This is a genomic window from Chryseobacterium cheonjiense (assembly GCF_012927265.1).
Classification (GTDB): domain Bacteria; phylum Bacteroidota; class Bacteroidia; order Flavobacteriales; family Weeksellaceae; genus Chryseobacterium; species Chryseobacterium cheonjiense.
The window spans coordinates 323,569-343,486 of record NZ_JABBGF010000003.1 but is presented as its reverse complement, the minus strand read 5'-3'; the positions used below and the strand labels follow the sequence as shown (position 1 = coordinate 343,486).

17 protein-coding genes are annotated in these 19,918 nt (G+C 36.9%); 6 read left to right on the top strand and 11 right to left on the bottom strand.

Annotation, left to right across the window (positions count from 1 at the left end):
* Positions 1–12: 12 nt before the first annotated feature.
* The 3 genes from HHL20_RS16440 to HHL20_RS16430 form a co-directional block, all read right to left on the bottom strand.
* The gene (locus HHL20_RS16440; RefSeq protein WP_169232259.1) at positions 13–945 is read right to left on the bottom strand and encodes an endonuclease/exonuclease/phosphatase family protein; all 933 of its coding nucleotides are present in this window, start codon (positions 943–945) and stop codon (positions 13–15) included.
* 376 nt (positions 946–1,321) lie between these two features.
* Positions 1,322–1,993, bottom strand: a complete 672-nt coding sequence (trmD, locus tag HHL20_RS16435) for a tRNA (guanosine(37)-N1)-methyltransferase TrmD (RefSeq protein WP_169232258.1) — start codon at positions 1,991–1,993, stop codon at positions 1,322–1,324.
* Positions 1,990–3,252 carry an NAD(P)/FAD-dependent oxidoreductase gene (locus HHL20_RS16430; RefSeq protein WP_169232257.1) on the bottom strand — a complete coding sequence of 421 codons (1,263 nt, stop codon included), beginning with the start codon at positions 3,250–3,252 and terminating at the stop codon, positions 1,990–1,992. Before HHL20_RS16430 ends, trmD begins: the two co-directional genes overlap by 4 nt.
* 224 nt (positions 3,253–3,476) lie before the next feature.
* Here HHL20_RS16430 and HHL20_RS16425 point away from each other — a divergent pair, with 224 nt between their 5' ends.
* Positions 3,477–4,181, top strand: coding sequence for a glycoside hydrolase family 25 protein (locus HHL20_RS16425; RefSeq protein WP_394352924.1), 705 nt, complete (start codon positions 3,477–3,479; stop codon positions 4,179–4,181).
* Between the two features lie 142 nt (positions 4,182–4,323).
* On the opposite strand, the gene HHL20_RS16420 is transcribed toward HHL20_RS16425, so the two are convergent.
* Together HHL20_RS16420 and HHL20_RS16415 are read right to left on the bottom strand one after the other, a co-directional pair.
* The gene (locus HHL20_RS16420) at positions 4,324–5,454 is read right to left on the bottom strand and encodes an 8-amino-7-oxononanoate synthase (protein ID WP_169232255.1); all 1,131 of its coding nucleotides are present in this window, start codon (positions 5,452–5,454) and stop codon (positions 4,324–4,326) included.
* 44 nt (positions 5,455–5,498) lie between these two features.
* Positions 5,499–6,014: a DUF1761 domain-containing protein gene (locus HHL20_RS16415; RefSeq protein ID WP_194306258.1), complete on the bottom strand. Its 516-nt coding sequence runs from the start codon at positions 6,012–6,014 to the stop codon at positions 5,499–5,501.
* A gap of 269 nt (positions 6,015–6,283) precedes the next feature.
* Here HHL20_RS16415 and HHL20_RS16410 point away from each other — a divergent pair, with 269 nt between their 5' ends.
* Positions 6,284–8,182 carry an ABC-F family ATP-binding cassette domain-containing protein gene (locus HHL20_RS16410; RefSeq protein WP_169232254.1) on the top strand — a complete coding sequence of 633 codons (1,899 nt, stop codon included), beginning with the start codon at positions 6,284–6,286 and terminating at the stop codon, positions 8,180–8,182.
* Positions 8,183–8,259: 77 nt separating this feature from the next.
* Here HHL20_RS16410 and HHL20_RS16405 read toward each other — a convergent pair whose 3' ends face one another.
* Complete coding sequence (locus HHL20_RS16405) at positions 8,260–9,315, bottom strand: Gfo/Idh/MocA family oxidoreductase (RefSeq protein ID WP_169232253.1); 1,056 nt, start codon at positions 9,313–9,315, stop codon at positions 8,260–8,262.
* Between the two features lie 164 nt (positions 9,316–9,479).
* On the opposite strand from HHL20_RS16405, the gene HHL20_RS16400 reads away from it, so the two are divergent.
* The 3 genes from HHL20_RS16400 to HHL20_RS16390 all read left to right on the top strand — a co-directional run bounded on the left by HHL20_RS16400 (position 9,480) and on the right by HHL20_RS16390 (position 13,098).
* On the top strand, positions 9,480–11,762 hold the full coding sequence (locus HHL20_RS16400) for a TonB-dependent siderophore receptor (RefSeq protein WP_169232252.1): 2,283 nt from the start codon (positions 9,480–9,482) through the stop codon (positions 11,760–11,762).
* Positions 11,763–11,845: 83 nt separating this feature from the next.
* Positions 11,846–12,361, top strand: coding sequence for a hypothetical protein (locus HHL20_RS16395; RefSeq protein WP_169232251.1), 516 nt, complete (start codon positions 11,846–11,848; stop codon positions 12,359–12,361).
* Between the two features lie 143 nt (positions 12,362–12,504).
* Entirely contained in the window at positions 12,505–13,098 is a 594-nt protein-coding gene (locus HHL20_RS16390; RefSeq protein WP_169232250.1) for a hypothetical protein, read from the top strand.
* 107 nt (positions 13,099–13,205) lie between these two features.
* Here HHL20_RS16390 and HHL20_RS16385 read toward each other — a convergent pair whose 3' ends face one another.
* Positions 13,206–13,841, bottom strand: a complete 636-nt coding sequence (locus tag HHL20_RS16385; RefSeq protein ID WP_169232249.1) for a peroxiredoxin — start codon at positions 13,839–13,841, stop codon at positions 13,206–13,208.
* Positions 13,842–13,936: 95 nt separating this feature from the next.
* On the opposite strand from HHL20_RS16385, the gene HHL20_RS16380 reads away from it, so the two are divergent.
* Complete coding sequence (locus HHL20_RS16380) at positions 13,937–14,833, top strand: mechanosensitive ion channel family protein (RefSeq protein WP_169232248.1); 897 nt, start codon at positions 13,937–13,939, stop codon at positions 14,831–14,833.
* Positions 14,834–14,863: 30 nt separating this feature from the next.
* Here the strand turns inward: HHL20_RS16380 and HHL20_RS16375 are convergent, their stop codons facing one another.
* From HHL20_RS16375 to HHL20_RS16360, 4 genes are all read right to left on the bottom strand, one after another.
* On the bottom strand, positions 14,864–17,062 hold the full coding sequence (locus tag HHL20_RS16375) for a reprolysin-like metallopeptidase (RefSeq protein ID WP_169232247.1): 2,199 nt from the start codon (positions 17,060–17,062) through the stop codon (positions 14,864–14,866).
* A 15-nt stretch (positions 17,063–17,077) separates the two neighbouring features.
* Entirely contained in the window at positions 17,078–17,524 is a 447-nt protein-coding gene (locus HHL20_RS16370; protein WP_169232246.1) for a hypothetical protein, read from the bottom strand.
* Between the two features lie 138 nt (positions 17,525–17,662).
* A complete protein-coding gene (gene sucC / locus HHL20_RS16365) occupies positions 17,663–18,853 on the bottom strand; it encodes an ADP-forming succinate--CoA ligase subunit beta (protein ID WP_066437020.1) in 1,191 nt (396 codons plus the stop codon).
* Between the two features lie 110 nt (positions 18,854–18,963).
* A complete protein-coding gene (locus HHL20_RS16360; protein ID WP_169232245.1) occupies positions 18,964–19,887 on the bottom strand; it encodes an alpha/beta hydrolase in 924 nt (307 codons plus the stop codon).
* Positions 19,888–19,918: the final 31 nt, after the last annotated feature.

Genomic DNA, 19,918 nt, shown 5'->3' with positions numbered 1-19,918 from the left:
TTCACATTTGTTTTACACTTTACCGAGTGTTACATAGACCGGAAAATGATCGCTGTAACCGCCCAGGTACCTTGTTCCGGAATAGGTACGGAACGGTCTTCCCTCAAATTTTTTGTCATGGCTGCTGATTTTTTCGCATCGGAAAATTCCGGCATTTTGAAAAGAAAGGATACCGTCATCTTTAAAAAAAGATTCTGACAGCATAATCTGATCAAACAACAGCCCGGATTTGTAATGAAAAGTAGAATAATTTCCTGTAGAAAACAACTGCTGAAAAGGATTTTCCAAGACCTTTTCCTGCGAATTGCCATAGAGAATTTTTACTAAATTTTCATCATCTGGGTTTTCATTAAAATCTCCACACAGAATTACATGTTCACCTGCATTTACAAGATTAAGAATTCTATCTCTAATTTGATTGAGTATAAAGATTCTTTTAGGCCTGTTTATATCTTTTTCCCGCTTAGAGGGAAGATGGGCGGTAAAGACATTGATGACCTCATCTTTATACTTCAGCACTGAATACAGCACGTCTCTTGTAGTATCGTAGTTTTCTGTGTTTTTATTGTTATTTTCAAAGAAGAAAGTAATAGCTTCAGAGTCTATCAATTCAACTTTGTTTTTATCATACAGCAGGGCCACATCAACTTTTCTTTCATCCTTGGAATTGTAATGCACAATACCATATTCTGAATTAAACGGCTCCAACTGTATGAGATCTTCCAAAACTTCCCTTCCGGAAACTTCTGAAAGACCGATAATAAAGGGGAGAAAATCATTCTGCTCCTTTATCAGCTGAAAAACGTGTGCAATTTTATGAAGCTTATTTTTATATTTCCTTTCATCCCAGTTCCTTAATCCTGAAATGGTAGGATCAAGTTTGTGCCTGGGTTCAGGGTCTGGCAGAAATAAATTTTCAACATTATAAAAACTAAACAGCTCCATCAACACGCTTTTCTAATTATTAAAATTTTCATTTTAACTTTCAGGATGTAAATTTATTATTTTATTTAATAAATCATTAATTATTTAATAAAATTTTTACGCGAATTTTATCTCTAAACAACTAAAATTAAATAAAAAATTTAAACTTAAAAACAACAAAAAACTAAAATTATTAACATTATTCCTATTTACATCATATTTGCAAAAATAATTTAATAAACATAGTCGCAAAAATCGAGAATAAAATTAATAAAAAAGATTATTTTAATTAATATTTTTAAATATAACCGATTTTAAATAAAATAATATTCCGATATTAACCTAAACAGCTAACATAAAATCTTTAAACAGTAATAAATTCTACAATTTTGTCTTTTTAAAGTAAATCAGGACGTTTTTCTTTGGTAATTCTTACGGCTTCATCATGACGCCATTCTTCGATCTTCGCAAAATTTCCGCTTAGAAGAATTTTCGGAACTTCCAGTCCTTTGTAAATTTCCGGCCTTGTATAAATAGGAGGTGAAAGAAGATCATCCTGAAAACTATCTGTCAAAGCACTTTGCTCATCGTTCAGAACACCTGGAAGCAAACGGATCACTGAATCCGCAAGCACGCAGGCCGCCAGTTCGCCACCGGTAAGCACATAGTCCCCGATAGAAATTTCTTTTGTAATATGCAGATCTCTTACACGCTGGTCAATACCTTTATAATGACCACACAAAAAGATGAGATTTTGTTTAATGGAAAGCGTATTTGCTATTTTCTGGTTTAAGGTGATGCCATCCGGTGTAAGATAAATAACCTCATCATAATCCCTCTGTGCTTTTAGGTCAGAAATACATTTATCAAGAGGCTCTACCATCATTACCATTCCCGCTCCGCCACCATAAGGCTCATCATCAATCTGTCTATGTTTATTGATCGCCCAGTCTCTCAGGTGATGAAAATGCACTTCCACCAGTCCCTTATCCATTGCTCTTTTTAAAATAGATGTTTTAAAAGGGCTTTCCATCAGTTCCGGAAGCACGCTAATAATGTCAATTCTCATTGTAAAGTTTCGTTTTTCTTGTTAGGCGAAATGATTAATCTTAAGGAAGAATCTTTGTTGAAATAGCTCCACATCCAGTTGAAGAATACGGCAAGCTTATTTCTGACGCTCAAAATTAGCATTAAATGTAAAAACATCCAGAAAAACCACGCCAAAAAACCCTGAAATTTAATGAAAGGCAGATCTACAACCGCTCTGTGTTTCCCGATGGTAGCAAGAGAACCCTTATCTTCATATTCATATTCTTTCCAGTCGGATATATTTTTCTTTAAGAGATTTTTACCTAAATTTTTCGCCTGGGTAATTGCTACATTTGCCACCTGAGGATGCCCCTGAGGATATTTTGAAGTTTCCATATAAGAAATATCTCCGATGGCGAAAATATTGTCGTAGCCTTTTATTTTATTGTATCGGTCTGTAATATATCGGTTTCTGATGAGTTTTTCCTGAGGAAAGCCATTCACCACATTTCCGGTAACACCTGCTGCCCAAATAACATTATTGGAAGGAATCGTTTTCCCGCTTTTCATGTACACTTTATCGCCATCGTAATCAGTAACATATTCCTGACTTAAGAACGTTACACCGAGGTCTTTTAAGTACTCCTCAGATTTATTCTGCGCTTCGGAGCTCATCACGGCAAGCGGTTTTTCTGTGGAACTTACTAAGATAATCTCAAGGTGATCAAAATTCATGTACGGATAATCCCTGGGAAGAATTTCTTTTTTCATTTCGGCAAAAGCGCCGGCAAGCTCAACGCCGGTAGGTCCGCTTCCTACAATAACGATATTCCAGTTTCCGTCATCACTTCTTCTTTTCTCCAGGATCAGTTTCTCAAAAGTCATCAGAATATGGTTTCTGATACTGATAGCCTCCTGGGTATTCTTCATTCCGAAAGCTCTGCTTTCTAGATCTTTGTTTCCAAAAAAATTGGTTTTACAACCTGTTGCGATTACTAGCTTATCGTAACTGAATTCCGCTTCATCGGTAATTACCTTATTGTTGACGGTATCAATCTCTTTAACTTCCGTAAGCCGGAACTGAGTATTTCTGGAACGCTGAAAAATCTTTCTGAACGGAAAGGAAATATTGGAAGGTTCAATCCTTCCACACGCTACCTGATAAAAAAGAGGCTGAAACATATGATGGTTTACCCGGTCCAGAACAATTACTTTTTTATTTTTATTGTTCAATTTTTTCGCAAGTTGCAGTCCCGCAAAACCTCCTCCTATGATGATGATCTTTTCGCGTGTTTCCATAGTACACAAATTTACTGATTTATTTTAGCATTTAGCAGCGAAAAAAGTTAGTTTTGCAAAACTTTATGCCACATAAAAAGTACAGCAAAAAAACCGCCAAAAGGATTCATACAACCCGACGGAAGAACTATTTTTTCCGGCGCAAAGTCCTGTTGGCAATCCTTCTGCTTGCACTTATAGGAACAGGTTTTTACCTAAAAAAGACGGTGAGCTACTATTATGCTATGTACTTTAATAAATTTGTACACCGAAAACTTCACAATACAGAAACTGAAACAGTAAGAATACAGAAAATTATCTCTGATAATCTTGATAAAACGTATGGTTTTGATATTTCTCACTATCAGAATAAAGAAGATATCAAATGGGACAGCCTAAGCATCGGAAACAGAACTATTCCGCTGGAATTTGTGGTAATGCGCGCAACTATGGGAAACCGCAATGCAGATAAACATTTTGATGAGTTCTGGGAAATCGCTAAAAAACAGGAACTTATTCGCGGTGCGTATCATTTTTACAGGGCAGATGAAGATCCGGTAATGCAGGCGAATAATTTTCTTGAAAATGTAAAACTGGAAAGCGGCGACCTTCCTCCTATCCTGGATATTGAAAAGATCCCGAAGCGAAAAACCAATGAAAAACTTATTGAAGACCTTAAGGTATGGTGCCGGATTGTAGAAGAAGCTTACGGGGAAAAGCCTATTATCTACACGTATTATCACTATTATAAGGATTTTCTCAAAGGCGAGTTTGATGACTATCCGCTTTGGCTGGCCAATTACAACGATGTACCCGCTCCTTCCCCTGATTCGGAATGGAATTTTTGGCAGTTCACGGAAAACGGAATTGTTCATGGAATCAATACAAAAGTAGATTTGGATATCTACAACGGAAGCTCCTGGTCTCTAAAAAGACTGACGTTGGATTAGTTTTCATTCCTCAAATTTGCTGCTTAAGAAATGGTTGCGTTTTAAGGTTTGGCTAAAGCCAATCGAAGATATTACATTTATAAACGGGCTAAAGCCCGTTGCTATTCATGAAAACATGTGACTTCTGTAAACAAATTAAACATCACTTAAACGGTTTCCTTTGAACCCATTCTGTTTTGGGAGAAATAGATGGGAAAAGAATTTTCATGAAAGAATTAATTATGAAATTATTGTGTTTAATCAGACCAAAAATCTCAGTCGGTTCGGCTCCGACTGTGGATTTTATTTCTAAAGCTGTTCTTCCGAAAACAATTCTTTTAAATCGTCCGGTAATTCCAAATTCTACCATATCCAGAAGCATATTGAGATAGATTTGCTTTTCCTTCTGAAGCTCTTTATCATAACCTAAAAAATAGGTATCAACATCGATGTTATTTATAATCAGGGTATAAAAACCAACAAGCTTCCCCTCTGAAAAATATCCGAAAATTCTAAAATTTTCCGCTAAATTTTCCTTCATTTTTTCAAAATGATTCCCTGCCAGAAAAAATGTATTGAACGAAGCGTTATCTGCTACGTTGTGGTAAAGATCATTCATATTCGGCTGATATTTCTTTACCAAGTCTAACTCTAGTTCACGCTTTTCGACGCCCTGCAGTTTCTTTTTTGCAGCTCTTGTTCTGGACCTGTATTTTTTTGAAAAATCATTGATATAATCTTCAAATGTCTGCCAATTTTCCCGTATGTTTAGTTTCATATTGGGCTGTACTGAAAACCGGAAATATGCCTTAAATTCTTTTCCTTTAAATTGTTCGGCAAAAATCTCCTGATAGTCTTTAAAAACAATCAAAGATGTTTTTCTGATTTCACTCTGCATTTTATTAACAGCCGTATCTAAAAGCATAAGGACATTTTTTACAGAAATTTTCGAAAAATCAAAATAAAATCCATTCTGTCCTGTCAGCATATTGTTTCCCAGAATCATAACGTCTTTAATAAACAGTTGCCCAAAAAAGCTTTTAAGACTCCAGCCGGAACTATCTTTCATAGATTCTTCATATCCTATGAAATCAATAAATTGAAACAGAGCACCTCCAACGAGTTCATTACTTTTATAAAATCCGACCATGAAGCACTTCATATTAGCAGGTAAGGAAGCCTGAAGTGCACGAAAATAATTTTCCGAAAGCATGATATTGCGATCTCCGACCGTTGAAGACCAACACTCCGGGAAATCTGCATCTGCAGTGTATATTTTTAAGTAATATGACATAAAAAAGGCTACGCAAAAGTAGCCTTATATTTAATTTTTCACAATTATTTTTGTGTCATCCAATGAAATCCATCTACGGCATACCATCCGCAAATAATACCTCCCATAATGGTAATAGTCAGGGTCCAGTATCCTGCATTAATCATTGTATACTTCCACGACTTCCTTTCAAACATGGCATTAATGGCAATAACAGGAAATACAAACATAAATCCTGTCATAAAAGAATGCAAGGAGCCATGTCCAAATGACCGGTAAGCCATTCCGTAGTCTTTCATAAAGGCATGATAAGATTCGTTGGCGTTCATTTCGTCGCCGCCAATCATTCCTAACGCTCCCATCTGATGAACTACAACAAACTGCAGAAAATAGGCAATAAGCAATGAAAGAATGACAGAGAAAACGAATACACCCACCATCTGTCCTTTCATTTTATCTTCAGACAGTCCGGCTTCTTTCATCCAGATGGTTCCGAAAATTTTTGGATGATACCATACAAATCCCATAATCAGAGGGATAACAGAAGCAGCTAACACTGCCCAAAAGTTGATTTGCACCATTGTTATATTTTTAAAGTTACAATAATGAATTTACAATAAAAATCAATTCAAAATAGTTTTAAATTAAAAAAAATAAGTAATCAATTTAAATATCACAAACATTAACCCATTTAATGGAAAATAATCTAAAACGAAGCTTTTTCAATTATTAATTTAAACTTTATCAAACTTTACCCTTAACTTAAGTTTATCAATGGTTCTAAAAATTTTATGCCTTTAATTTTTGTACTTTTGCTGCTCAATTTTAAGCTAATCAAAGTACCACTTTCATGAATTACGTTTCTGCAGAAAATCTTACAAAATCTTATGGCATCAAAGTTTTGTTTGAAAATATTTCCTTCCACATCAATGAGGGTGACAAGATTGCCATTGTTGCCAAAAACGGAAGCGGAAAATCAACCCTGTTGAAAATCTTAATGGGTAAAGAAATCGCAGACAGCGGAACGGTCATGATCAATAAAGATATCCAGGTTGTACTTTTTGATCAGGAAATTGATTTTAATCCGGATCTTACCATAGATGAATTTATGATGGCATTAGACTCCGCACCTATTTTAGCATTAAAAAACTATCATCAGTCACTTTACTCCACCGACCACGATTTTATTGAAAAAGCTTTAGCAGGAATGGAAGCGCATAAAGCATGGGATCTGGAAAATGAAATGAAGCAGATTCTTTCCCAGCTTAAAATCACCGATCTTGATGCTAAAATGGGAACGCTTTCTGGTGGGCAGATCAAACGTGTTGCTCTGGCAAAACTTTTAACTGAAACAAGAGCTGAACATCGCCATACCTTACTAATCATGGATGAACCAACCAACCACCTTGATGTGGAAATGGTAGAGTGGCTCGAAAATTACCTTAATAAAGCTAAAATTACACTTCTTCTGGTAACACACGACAGATATTTCCTGGACAGTGTCTGTGATATGATCTGGGAGATGGAAGACAAAAACCTGTACGTTCATAACGGTTCTTATGCTACTTATCTGGAAAATAAAATGATCCGGGAAGACAACCTCAACGCGACCATCGACAAAGCCAACAACCTTTACAGAAAGGAACTTGAGTGGATGCGCCGACAGCCGAAAGCCAGAACCACCAAATCCAAATCCAGAATTGATGCTTTCTATGAAACTGAAAAAGTGGCCAAAACAGACACTTCCAAACAAGGTCTTGAACTTGATTTTGAAATGAAAAGACTGGGTAATAAAATTCTTGAACTCAAACATATTGATAAAAGTTTCGGGAACAAAGTTTTATTGAAAGATTTCAGCTATTCTTTCCAGCGGGGTGAAAAAGTGGGCATTGTGGGAAAAAATGGTGCAGGAAAATCCACCCTTTTGAACATTATCCAGGGATTTGAAAAGGCCGATCATGGTGAAATTGAAACCGGAGAAACCATTCATTTCGGGTATTTTTCACAAAAAGGACTTACCTATAAAGAAGATGAAAGAGTAATTGACTTCATCAAGGAAGTTGCAGAATATTATCCTCTGGCTAACGGAAAAAGCCTTTCGGCATCACAATTCTTAAGATTGTTTTTATTTGATGACCAGACACAGTACTCTCCTATCGCAAAGCTTTCGGGTGGCGAAAAGAGAAGGCTGCACCTGATGTATATCTTATATCAGAATCCTAATTTCCTGATTTTTGATGAACCGACGAACGATCTTGACCTGCCAACCCTCACGGTTTTGGAGAATTTTCTTCAGCAATTTCAGGGTTCACTGATTATTGTTTCGCACGACAGATATTTTATGGACCGTATTGTGGATCATATTCTGGCATTTGAAGGCGATGGAAAAATTAAAGATTTTACAGGAAATTTTTCAGAATACAGAGAGGCTAAAAGCAAACAGGACTCACCCGAAAAACCGGTTGTACAAAAAACGGAACCTTTAAAAGATGTTTCTCCAGCCATATCTTCTCCTAGCGCAGTAAAAAAGAAAAAGCTTTCTTTTAAAGAGCAACGCGAACTTGAGACTATCGAAAAAGAAATGCCTGAACTGGAAGAGCAACGCAAAAAAATTCTCGATCAGCTTAATAATGAATCTGACTATGAGAAAATTTCAAAACTGTCCGACGATCTGGAAAAGATCTCAGAAAAACTGGAAGATTATGAGATGAGGTGGCTTGAGCTGCAGGAAATTTTGGGTGAAGGGTAATGGTCTGAGCGAGATAGCGTTTTAGGGTAAAAGTGATTTTTATTAAACAACTAAAACCCTAAAACTCTAATATCCCATTACAGGTAAACTACTTTTTCAGTATTTGAACTTTCCAATGCCGCATCAATAATCTTCATATTCCTGATGATCTCTTCTGCGGGGGAAGGCAATGCATATCCGAAAACGATAAATTCGTAAATCTGCTGATAGTAATTCATATAATTTCCAGCTTCACTGGAAGTTACAACTCTTTCGGTTTCTTTATTATCATTTAAAAAATTCAGAATTCCGTCCGGCTCTCCAATAGGCTGAGTCCATTCTTTACCATATTCAGGAATGGCTCCTGACGCCAGTTCATTTTCCTGATTGTCTGTCCTTTTCTGGAGGAAGCTTCCTTTTTCTCCATGAATGGCATAAGCATAATGTGCTTCTTTAGTAAACACTGAAGACTTCAGCCTTACCCTCAATTCATCAGGATAATATAAAATAATTTCAAAATAATCATTGGCAAAATCTTTTCCTTTCATGGAAAATACATCGGCAAATAATTTTTCCGGGAACCCAAAATATTGGGTTGCCTGATCGATCAGGTGAGAGCCTAAATCATGCAATGATCCAGAACCTGTAGCGTCAGGATTTTCTTTATGGGCCTTTCCGCTGGGTTCGGTACGGAATCTGTCGAAACGGATTTCAGCCTCTTTTATACTCCCGAGTTTACCTTCATTCATAATTTTCTGGACCTGAAGATAATCACGGTCAAATCTTCTGTTCTGATAAACACTCAAAAACAGCCCTTTTTCTTCTGCCAGCCTTACCAGTTCTTCTGCTTCGGACACATTCACCGTAAAAGGTTTTTCAACAATTACATTTTTCCCTGCCTCCAAAGCCATTTTTACATATTCAAAATGAGTCTGAACCGGCGTATTTACCACTACCAAATCGATGTCTGCATGCTCAAGCATTTCTTCTACAGAGCGATAAATGGTTGCTTCAGGATATTTTTCCTTAGAATCTTCCTTACTTCTTTCCACAACAGCCGACAAAAAAAATCCCGGATGTTCTTTTAAAAAGGGAGCGTGAAATATTTTTCCGCTCATTCCGAATGCACAGAGCCCTGTTTTTACCAATTGCATAATTTATTTTTTACCAAAGTTATTCATTCCCCTGCAATATATCCGCCAAATCTCTATTCTGATTTATCTAAAAAATGACAAATATCACTTATTAATTTTTATTAATTCTAAATAATAATATACATTTGCACTTTATTTAAAATCACTCTAAATAATAAGCTATCATGAATAAACAGCTAGTAACCTTAGGATTATTATTCACAGCCTTGTCCTTAGGTGCACAAATGAGAAATACGGAAGCTGATACCATTAGGATACAGACCATTGAAGATGTAAACCTTCATAAAACAGGAAATCCTAATAAGGCCAGACCATTATCTACAAAGTCTAATCTTACAATAATGGAAACACCGCAACCTATTGCCATCGTAACTCATGAAATTATTGAGCAGCAACAGGCGAAGCAATTGAGTGACGTACTTCAAAACGTTAACGGTATCTACGTAACTTCATCAAGAGGAAATTCTCAGGATAGTTTTGGCGGACGTGGTTTCATTTTAGGAAATGACAATATCTTTAAGAACGGATCAAGAATAAACAGTGGTATTTTCCCTGAGGTAAGCGGTCTGGAGAGGGTTGAAGTTCTTAAAGGAGCCAACGCCATGCTGTACGGTAATACGGCCGCCGGTGGAGTGATCAACATGATTACGAAAAAGCCTAAATTCAATTTTGGAGGCAGTGTGGGAATGAATGCCGGAAGCTGGAACTCTTATAAACCAATGGTTGATATCTATGGTCCACTTTCTAAAAATATAGCTTTCAGAGTTAATGGAACTTATGAATATGCGGAAAGTTTCAGAGATGTTGTTCAGTCAGAAAAATATTATTTCAATCCGTCGTTTTTATTTAATTTAAGTGACAGGTCACAACTAATTGTTGAAGCCGATTATCTTAAAAATGATTTTACCCCGGATTTCGGTATAGGATCGATCACTAAACAGGATGGTCTTACTTATGAAATGAACAACCTGCTTCCGAGAAATGCATTTTTAGGTACAGATTGGCAGTTTCAAAATGTTGAGCAGGTATCTACAAATACTACATTTAACCATCAGTTTAACGAAAGATGGTCATTAAATGCTACAGCATCTTATCAGAATTACACTAAGGATTATTTTTCTACAGAAAGGGTACAATGGGGTTATGTAAGTAATCGATTATCCTGGAAGAGACCATTGAACAGAACTTATAATGAACAAAACTATACCTCTGCACAGGTAAACCTTAATGGTGAATTCTTTACCGGAAAAATAAACCATAAAGTTTTGTTTGGAGCAGATGCAGACTATGGAGCTGCAGATTCTTATACCTATTATAATCCAACTAATAACCTGGCTTACGGAAACAGTTATTTATATGGAACTAACGGCAACAGCAATGGAACACTCTATTTAGATGATCCTTCATCATGGGCTAGCGGAAGTACACCGGATGCGCAAAGACTTGAAAAAAACCGCATCAATACAAGAAGAATCGGGGTTTACGCTCAAGATTTTATGAGTCTTACTAAGCAATTTAAAGTGATTGCAGGATTACGTTGGTCCTATATTGAAAACATGCCAACAATCAATACTAAATTTAAAACCAGCAAAAACGGAGTTGTTGATCCAAATTCCACCGAAAGCAAAAATTTAGTAAACAATACTTCGTCTTCAGATCAGGCAATATCACCAAAAGTTGGTTTGGTATATGCTCCAAACGACAATTTATCTGTTTTCGCAACCTATACAAACTCTTTTGTAGCCAACACCGGGAGATTAAGAAATGACGAAGCCCTCACGCCGACAAATATTGATCAGTATGAAGTAGGTGCAAAGAAGAACCTTTGGAATAATGCATTAGCCATCAACCTAACAGTCTACCAGATATTATATAGAAATTACTATCAGGTCGCTTTAAACGATGCAGGACAACAATTAGATCCTAATGGCCTGATCAAAGATTTTGCAGGAAAAATGAGAAGTCGTGGTGTAGAACTTGATATCACAGGAAATCCTACCGAAAACCTTTCTATTATCGGAGGATTTTCATATAACAACTCCGTATATTTAGATACACCCGAAGCTTTTGGATATGTAGAGAATCAAAGATTGGTAAGAACTCCTGCCACTACAGCGAACGCATCAATATTTTACAAATTCACCAATTATATTCCGGGATTGAAGGTCGGTGCCAGTGTTTATTATATTGGTGACAGATTAGCTGGCTGGAATGACACAAAAACAGGAAGCAACAGTTTAGCATCAAGAAACGGAATTAGTAGAATTTTCGAATTGAAAGACTATACAACAGTTTCTTTGTCTGTAGGCTACGAATGGAAAAAATTCATGATCCAGGGAAGAGTAGGAAACCTGTTTGATGTAGTGAACTATAATGTTCATGAAAATTACTCGGTAAACCCAATCACTCCAAGAAATTACTATTTCACATTAACGTACAAGCTTTAAAAGACTAATACTATTTTTTCATAGAAAGTGGGAATTGCATTGTTGCGGTTTCCACTTTGAAATTTAAAAACAAAAACTACATTATGGATAAGATTAAGGACACAAGAAGTTTCATGAGAATTACCCACCGTTATCTGGGCTATTTCCTGGCCGGCATCATGGCAGTGTATGCAGTAAGCGGCATTTTGCTGGTGTACAGGGATACTGATTTTCTTAAAAAAGAAAAAAAATATGACAAAGTAATTGAGAAAAACCTTGATGAAAAGGCATTGGGTAAAGAATTAAGAATAAAAAATTTCGAGGTTGAAAAAACCGAAGGAACCGTTTTAAAATTTAAACAGGGAACTTATGATGCCGCCACAGGACAGGCAAAATATTCAAAAAAAGAACTGCCATTTGTTTTGGATAAAATGACAAAACTTCACAAAGCACAATCAAAAGACACCCTATCGCCATTAAACACTTTTTTCGGGATTTCGTTATTCTTTTTCGTTATTTCAAGTTTCTGGATGTTTAATCCGAAAACCAAAGCATTCAAACGTGGAATGATTTTTACGGCAGTAGGTCTTGTGGTATCAATTATATTACTTTTGTTATAATTTTAGAAAAAAATACATACCACACTATGGTATTTTAAAAAATTTTAATTGATGCTGTCAAATTCACCAAACATTGATTAGTTGGCACATTTATTGTTTTTCAGAAACCACAAATGATAAACATAAACTTAAAATAATAAATTATGAAAAAGCTAATTTTATCAGGAATACTAGCGGTAGCAGGTTTGGCTACAACCATGAATGCACAAATTCAAAAAGGAAACTGGTTAGTAGGAAGCAGTTTAATATCAAGTAATTTCGGACTGAATACAGGTGGCGGATACAATATTGGAATCCAACCAAAAGGAGCATATTTCATTGAAGATAATGTTGCCTTAGGAGGTTATGTAGATTTAGGATTCAATAAGGTTACCAACGGAAGCCCTACAGAATTTACGTATGGAGTTGGTGCATTAGGCCGCTATTTTCTTTCACCGGGAGAAAAAGGTGTAGATAATCTGCTTAACCACGGGCGTTGGTTCTTCGAAGGAAATGTAGGAATCGGAGGAAGATCTGTTGAAAACGGAGATTCTACTACAGGTTTGGATTTTGGTGTAGGACCAGGTTACTCTTACTTCATCACACCGAATATCGGTCTTGAAGGATTGGTAAAATACAGAGGAAGAGCAGGCTTCGGAAACGAAGGGCTTAATTCTAATATTACTTTCAACGTAGGTTTCAGCATTTATATTCCGACATCAAAAGCTAAGCAGGTAGCTAACGATGTTGCACAATAAGAATCACTTCACACACACTATATACACGTAAATGAAATCGCCGCGGAAAAAATTTTCCGCGGCGATTTTCGTACAAATTAAAACTAAACTATAAAAAATCAAATAAATCATGTATTAGGTTGTGGCGTATATCGCAGATACGGTTTTACCTCTTTAACGCCTTTCGGAAATATTTTCCTTGCTTCCTCAGTGGAAACACTTGGCGGAACAATAACATCATCTCCTTCTTCCCAGTTTACCGGAGTGGCCACCTTGTAGGAATCTACAAGCTGAAGTGAATCCAGCACTCTAAGGATTTCATTAAAATTTCTTCCCGTTGAGGCAGGATAAGTAATAATGAGCCTTACTTTTTTTTCAGGATCAATAATCAGCAGAGAACGTACAGTAGCTGTAGCCGAAGCATTGGGATGAATAAAATCGTACAGCTCGGAAATTGTACGGTCTTTATCTGCAATGATAGGAAACTGCACATCCGTATCCTGGGTTTCATTAATATCTCTGATCCAGTTCTGATGGTCTTCCACCCCGTCTACACTTAAAGCGATAACTTTCGTTCCTCTTTTCTCAAATTCCGATTTCAGTTTTGAGGTGTAGCCGAGTTCCGTGGTACACACCGGGGTGTAATCTGCAGGATGGGAAAACAGTATTCCCCAGGAATCTCCCAAATACTCATAAAAATTAATATCTCCTAAAGACGTTTCCGCCTGAAAGTCCGGTGCTGTATCTCCTAGTTTAATTGACATAATATTTTGTTCTTATTAGTCTACAAATTTAGTAGAGTTTTTGAGACTGGCAAAATTTTTGTTTAAAAAAATGTAATTATTTAAAAAAATTATTCATGCAGAAAAGCAGTTTGAGCTATATTGATGTTGTTTATAATGTTCTTCAAAACTGGTACCTGAAGTTTGCAGAAATCACTCCGAAACTTATTGTGGGGATTATTGTATTTTCATTTTTTCTTTTTACCAGTAAGTATTTAAGTCAGATTTCGGTTAAAATATTTCACAAGCTTTTTCCAAAAAGTAAAAAAGAAAGCTCTCTGGTAACCCTCATTGGCGTATTCAGATTTCTCATTATGATTATGGGAACATTTATCGCACTTGAAATTATGGGTTTCAGCGGGTTTTTGTGGAAGTTTATCGGAAGTCTTGGTGTTGCGGGGGTAATTGCCGGTGTTGCTTTAAAGGATCTTGTTTCAAGCATCTTTTCAGGAATGCTGATCGGCATTGATAAAGCATTTAAAGTAGGTGATTATGTTACGATCGGAAATAATTCCGGAACCGTTTCTGAAATTGGTTTTCTTACAACAAAAGTGATTGCTGACGATGGAAAGAAAGTTTATATTCCGAACCAGGTAATTTTCAGCTCCTCTTTTTATAATTTCACGGCTTCTCCCCAAAGAAAAATATATCTGAATTTTGAAATTCCGGCTGATCAGGATATTGCAAAGGCGCAGCAATCTGTTCTGGAAGTAGTACGCAGCCTTGAAAATGTAGACCGCCCGGAAACCGCTACAGCCATACTAACCGATCTTAAGCAGGGTATTTTTAATCTTCAGGTTAAATTTCCCATGGTGATAGGTGCCGATATGATGCTGCTGAAAAGCATTGCCTATTTTGAAATAAAGAAAAAATTGGATTCGGAAGGCATTCAGCTGGTAACTCCAATGAGCATCAGCATTACCGATACGAATAGCGTGACCAGCAAAAGTCAGGAAGAAAAAAGCAACCTTTAAAAGGTTGCTTTCATAATATATAGAAAAACATTATTTCTTAATGATTAATTTTTCAGATATTTTTTCACCATTCTCCAAAACGAGTGAAATGATATAGTTTCCGTTCGTCAGATCATTCACACTCAACTCAGTCGTACCTTTGAAATTTCCTGTTTTCAACAATCTCCCTGACGCGTCGAATAATTGGTAATCTGCCTTTTGGGAAGAACGCTTTAGTTTGATATGAACCACATCATGAGAAGGATTCGGGTAGATGGAAAAACTTTTTACATCTGATTCAGCAGTTGCCAAAAACTGTACGATGGAAAAAGGCGAAGTATTAAGTGCATAATAAATGTTATTAACTGCTTTTACCATGATTCTTGCTGAAGCAATATTTTCATTAGGCAATGTTACATTGGCAGATCCGTTATTAGGAACGCTTGCAGCTAAAACTGTATTGAAAGTCAGCCCACCGTCTTTGGAAAGCAAGATACTTACATTCTGTGTATTAATGGTTCCGGTATTGGTTCCGGCTACATTCCATGTTATCGGAATGCTTGTATTCCCGTTATAGCTTTCTCCTGCAAGTGCCTGTGAAGTTACTGTAAAAGGTCCGTCATTGGTAACCGTTACTACCATTGCATCTCTTGCAGCCTGATTCCCGGTAGCTTTATTATCATTTACCACCAGTGAAAAGTTTAGTGTTCTGGCAACAGCAGGTGTAACCTCCCATTTCGGAAACAAATTATTCGCTACCACAGAACTCAGCGTAGGAAAATATCTTGAGGGTGAAGTTGTAGGTGTTAAAGATCGGTAAACCGGCCCGGCTGTTGCTGTAGATACAGGAGGCTGAGTATTGCTTGTATTATCGTACTGTTCCCATAAATATGTTAAAGGATCTCCGTTAGGATCTGTTCCTGTACCTGTTAAAACAAACGCTGTCTCTTTCGGAATAATATAATCAGCTCCTGCATCTGCGGTAGGGACACCATTGTTGTTGGATACTTTACTCGCACAATCCGAAGCTCTCTGCAAAACAGCATACATTTCCAAAATGCTTGCTGCATGAAAATAAGCATCACTATTATTCTGAACATTATTGGTCACCCCGCAGATCCCTGCATATGCCATAATGGTACTTCCGCTTCCCGGTTCATACGCTGTGGCATTATTAAAGTTACCGCTACAGGCAGAAGTCGCCGCCCTGAAAGTATGATTAGCCCCAAACTGATGTCCCATTTCGTGAGCTACATAATCAATATCAAAAGGATCTCCTATTGGCGCTCCGGAACCTGTAACACCTCTCGCCTTATTAGACGAAACACAAACCACTCCCAACCCGGCTAATCCTCCACTGTTAGTTCCGAAAACATGACCTATATCGTAATTGGCAGAGCCAATAATATTTGTAGTATTTGTTTGGTTTTCATTGATCATCGTACTCGGATTTCCATTGGTAAAAGGATCGGTAGAGGCATTGGTATAAATGAGCTGATTGTTATTGCTCACCATAACCATTGTCGTGGAAATTGTTTTTTCATAAATTCCGTTTACCCTGGTCATCGTGGTAGCCATAGCGGCCATTGCCAGGGATACAGTTCCGCCATGAAAAGTGGTATACTCTCCAGTGGCAGAAAGTGCAAGTCTGTAGGTTCTGAACTGTCCGTCGGAAACCAACGGCGCTTTGTTCGCAGACCCGTTATTTTTTAATTGATCCAATTCATTTTCAACATGGCATTCAAAAAGCCTATTATTGAGCGGTAAATCTTTTCTTTTATATAGTATAAATGCAGAGTTATCTTTTGTATAGCTGTCTAAGTAACTAATGTCCCAATTATCAAAATACATGACACTGATTCCTGTGGAAGGGGTTACGCTGAAACGGATCGTATTTTCAGGATGGTTTTTCTGCCAGCCTGTGTAGGATCTTATTTCAGGAAATTTTGCCTGCAACTCCGGTTCCATTACGGAAGCTTCCTGTACGATATAGTCCCGGACATTACCGTCCGCGTCAGGAAACTGCATGATATGGCTTTCATCACCGGAAAAACGTTGCGGAACTTTTTTCAGATCGGCTTTAATTTTGTCGAGATCGGCATGATACAAAGAAAAAGCGTTCGGTGTAGTCCATCTTGGATTAAGATTTTCTCTGTCGATCTTAGGATTTTTAATCTTTGACCAATAATTTTGTCCAAAAACCTGCGCCGCGATAAGCAGGCATAAGAAGATAAATGTTTTATTTTTCATAACAGTCTTTGTTTATTAGTATTTGATGATGACGTCTTTTACATTTAATTTTTCATTTAACTTTAATAAAATATTAGGTGAAATTCTGCTTGTTTTACTGAAATTGGGATTCTGAAATTCACTGACTTTTATATACAGTTTATTGTTCTGTAGAACTATTGAATCTATTGACACGTCATTGGAATTTTTTAATTGAGGCTTGCAAATAAGATAGATCTCATTCTCAACTATGGCAGGAATCGGTGAAAATCGGTTGCCGCTGTTTTTTCGATGAATACTACTGAAAATCTCATCCATTTTTTCCTGGCTGTCGATGATTAAAAAATTTTTGGAAGTAAGTGTAAAAGGATAATGATTTTTGTCTTCGAAAGAGATCTGTCTTTGACGCATTGCGTTATTTACACCGACCTGAGACTGGCAGCTAAGAAATAAAAAGAGAAAAAAGTATACTAACCTTCTCATTTCAAAATCCTTTTACTGTAAATATAATGAAATTAACGTGAATGTTTTATAGTTTTTTTTTGAAATTCATCAAATATTACCGCACAAAAAAAACCGTTTCAAAAAGAAACGGTTTTATATTCTATTGAGAAATTCAGCTTATGCTAAAACTTCTTTTACTTTGTTTGCAGCTTCTTCAAGCGTGATTGCAGAATGTACAGGCAATCCTGAATCATCAATTAACTGCTTAGCTTCAACAGCATTTGTTCCCTGTAGTCTTACGATCAATGGAACCGGAAGGCTACCCATTGCTTTGTAAGCGTCTACAACACCCTGAGCAACTCTGTCACATCTTACGATCCCTCCGAAGATGTTGATTAAGATTGCTTTTACATTCGGATCTCTTAAGATGATTCCGAAAGCAGTCTGCACTCTCTGAGCATCAGCAGTACCTCCTACGTCAAGGAAGTTAGCAGGATTACCACCTGATAATTTGATGATATCCATTGTTGCCATTGCAAGACCTGCTCCGTTTACCATACAAGCAACGTTACCGTCTAATTTTACGAAGTTAAGCCCCGCTTCACCGGCTTCTACATCCATTGGATCTTCTTCTCTTGTATCTCTAAGCTCAGCGAGATCTTTGTGACGGAACAATGAATTGTCATCCAAAGTTACTTTAGCATCAACGGCAATGATTTTATTGTCAGAAGTTTTCAAAACAGGGTTGATCTCAAAAAGAGAAGCATCGATTCCTGTATAAGCGTTGTATAAAGAAGTGATGAATTTTACGAATTCTTTGAAAGCGTTTCCTTCAAGACCAAGGTTGAAAGCAATTTTTCTCGCCTGGAATCCCTGAAGACCTAATGCAGGATCAATGATTTCTTTGTGGATAAGATGAGGAGTTACTTCTGCAACATGCTCAATATCCATTCCTCCTTCTGTAGAGTACACAACGGTATTTTTACCTTCCGCTCTGTCTAAAAGGATAGAAACATAAAATTCTTTTGTTTCAGATTCTCCCGGATAATATACATCCTCAGCAACCAAAACAGAGTTTACTTTTTTACCTTCAGCAGAAGTTTGTGGGGTGATCAGCTGCATTCCGATGATGTTCTGAGCGTTTTCTTTAAGCTTATCCATATTCGGAGAAAACTTTACACCGCCTCCTTTACCACGGCCTCCTGCGTGAATCTGTGCTTTTACCACCCATCCCTGAGCTCCGGTTTCAGCAGTTAGCTTTTCAGCAGCAGCTACAGCTTCATCTACGTTGTTTGCAACGAAACCACGTTGGATAGCTACTCCATACTTTGATAAAATCTCTTTTGATTGATACTCGTGAAGATTCATATTATTTTTATTATTTTATTTTAATATTTAAAGGTTGACAAATTTAATAAAAATGAACAAGGCAGGAAAGTATTTTATTAATGTTTAAAGTCACTTTATTGCAAAATCTGTTATTTTTTCTCCAGCAGGAATTCAAGAGGGATATGAAGCCTTTTATTCCACGCTTCTTCGCTATGGTTTTCTCCAGGGAAATAAAGGGTTTTCCAGTTGGCATCCGTATAGCCTGCTTCAGTCATGATTATATCCGCTTTTTTCTGGATCTCAGGATAAAGTGCATCCAGGGTCTGATCTCCGCAGTCGAAATAGATTTTGTGTGTTTTGGGATCCGGAAGGTTTTTATTGAAATATTTTAAAACCGATTCCGGAAACGGATTATTCTTATTTGTGAAAGTTCCCGTCCAGTGTGTTGAGAGACAGGCTGCGCCACCGAAAACTTTGGGATATTCACAGATGGCATACATAGAAATAAGCCCTCCCATGCTACTCCCTGCTATAAAAGTATTGGCTATGTCTTTGTAGGTAGAATATTTTTCATCAATAAGCGGTTTGAGTTCTTTTACCAGAAATTTCAGATAATTATCAGAATTGGGAGAAAAAATCTGATCGGATCTTCCCGATTTTGTTAATTGGGTCCGAACTGTGTCTTTTTCTGCTGCCGTAAGGCTCTCAAAAGGTTTTTGAGGAAAATAGTCGAAATGTCTCAGTTTTGAATCATTCCAGACTCCGACCACGATAGTATTTCGAATTTCCCCGTTTTTAAGAAGGCCTGAAATTATATCATCTACATTCCACGACTGTTTATTCCAGGTCATTTCCGGATCATAGAGCATCTGCCCGTCCTGCATATAAAGCACCGCATATTTTTTAGAGGTAGAATAATCTGCAGGAAGCCAAACATCCACATTTCTAGGCGTTACATATTTAGATTTAAAATCTGCTATTCTTTCAATTTTGCCGCCGATAACTTTTGGAATTTGTGCACTATATTGTACAGTGAGAAAAAGTAAACTTATAATGGCTAAAATTTTCTGCATTATTTTATCATTTGTACAAATATAACTTTTT

Coding starts and splice junctions, on each gene's coding strand:
- HHL20_RS16410 (WP_169232254.1), top strand. CDS start 6,284: ATGAATTACGTTTCTGCAGAAAATCTTACAAAATCTTATGGCATCAAA.
- HHL20_RS16400 (WP_169232252.1), top strand. CDS start 9,480: ATGAATAAACAGCTAGTAACCTTAGGATTATTATTCACAGCCTTGTCC.
- HHL20_RS16390 (WP_169232250.1), top strand. CDS start 12,505: ATGAAAAAGCTAATTTTATCAGGAATACTAGCGGTAGCAGGTTTGGCT.
- HHL20_RS16425 (WP_394352924.1), top strand. CDS start 3,477: ATGTACTTTAATAAATTTGTACACCGAAAACTTCACAATACAGAAACT.
- HHL20_RS16375 (WP_169232247.1), bottom strand. CDS start 17,062: ATGAAAAATAAAACATTTATCTTCTTATGCCTGCTTATCGCGGCGCAG.
- HHL20_RS16415 (WP_194306258.1), bottom strand. CDS start 6,014: ATGGTGCAAATCAACTTTTGGGCAGTGTTAGCTGCTTCTGTTATCCCT.
- HHL20_RS16385 (WP_169232249.1), bottom strand. CDS start 13,841: ATGTCAATTAAACTAGGAGATACAGCACCGGACTTTCAGGCGGAAACG.
- HHL20_RS16405 (WP_169232253.1), bottom strand. CDS start 9,315: ATGCAATTGGTAAAAACAGGGCTCTGTGCATTCGGAATGAGCGGAAAA.
- sucC (WP_066437020.1), bottom strand. CDS start 18,853: ATGAATCTTCACGAGTATCAATCAAAAGAGATTTTATCAAAGTATGGA.
- HHL20_RS16360 (WP_169232245.1), bottom strand. CDS start 19,887: ATGCAGAAAATTTTAGCCATTATAAGTTTACTTTTTCTCACTGTACAA.
- HHL20_RS16395 (WP_169232251.1), top strand. CDS start 11,846: ATGGATAAGATTAAGGACACAAGAAGTTTCATGAGAATTACCCACCGT.
- HHL20_RS16380 (WP_169232248.1), top strand. CDS start 13,937: ATGCAGAAAAGCAGTTTGAGCTATATTGATGTTGTTTATAATGTTCTT.
- HHL20_RS16420 (WP_169232255.1), bottom strand. CDS start 5,454: ATGTCATATTACTTAAAAATATACACTGCAGATGCAGATTTCCCGGAG.
- trmD (WP_169232258.1), bottom strand. CDS start 1,993: ATGAGAATTGACATTATTAGCGTGCTTCCGGAACTGATGGAAAGCCCT.
- HHL20_RS16370 (WP_169232246.1), bottom strand. CDS start 17,524: ATGAGAAGGTTAGTATACTTTTTTCTCTTTTTATTTCTTAGCTGCCAG.
- HHL20_RS16440 (WP_169232259.1), bottom strand. CDS start 945: ATGGAGCTGTTTAGTTTTTATAATGTTGAAAATTTATTTCTGCCAGAC.
- HHL20_RS16430 (WP_169232257.1), bottom strand. CDS start 3,252: ATGGAAACACGCGAAAAGATCATCATCATAGGAGGAGGTTTTGCGGGA.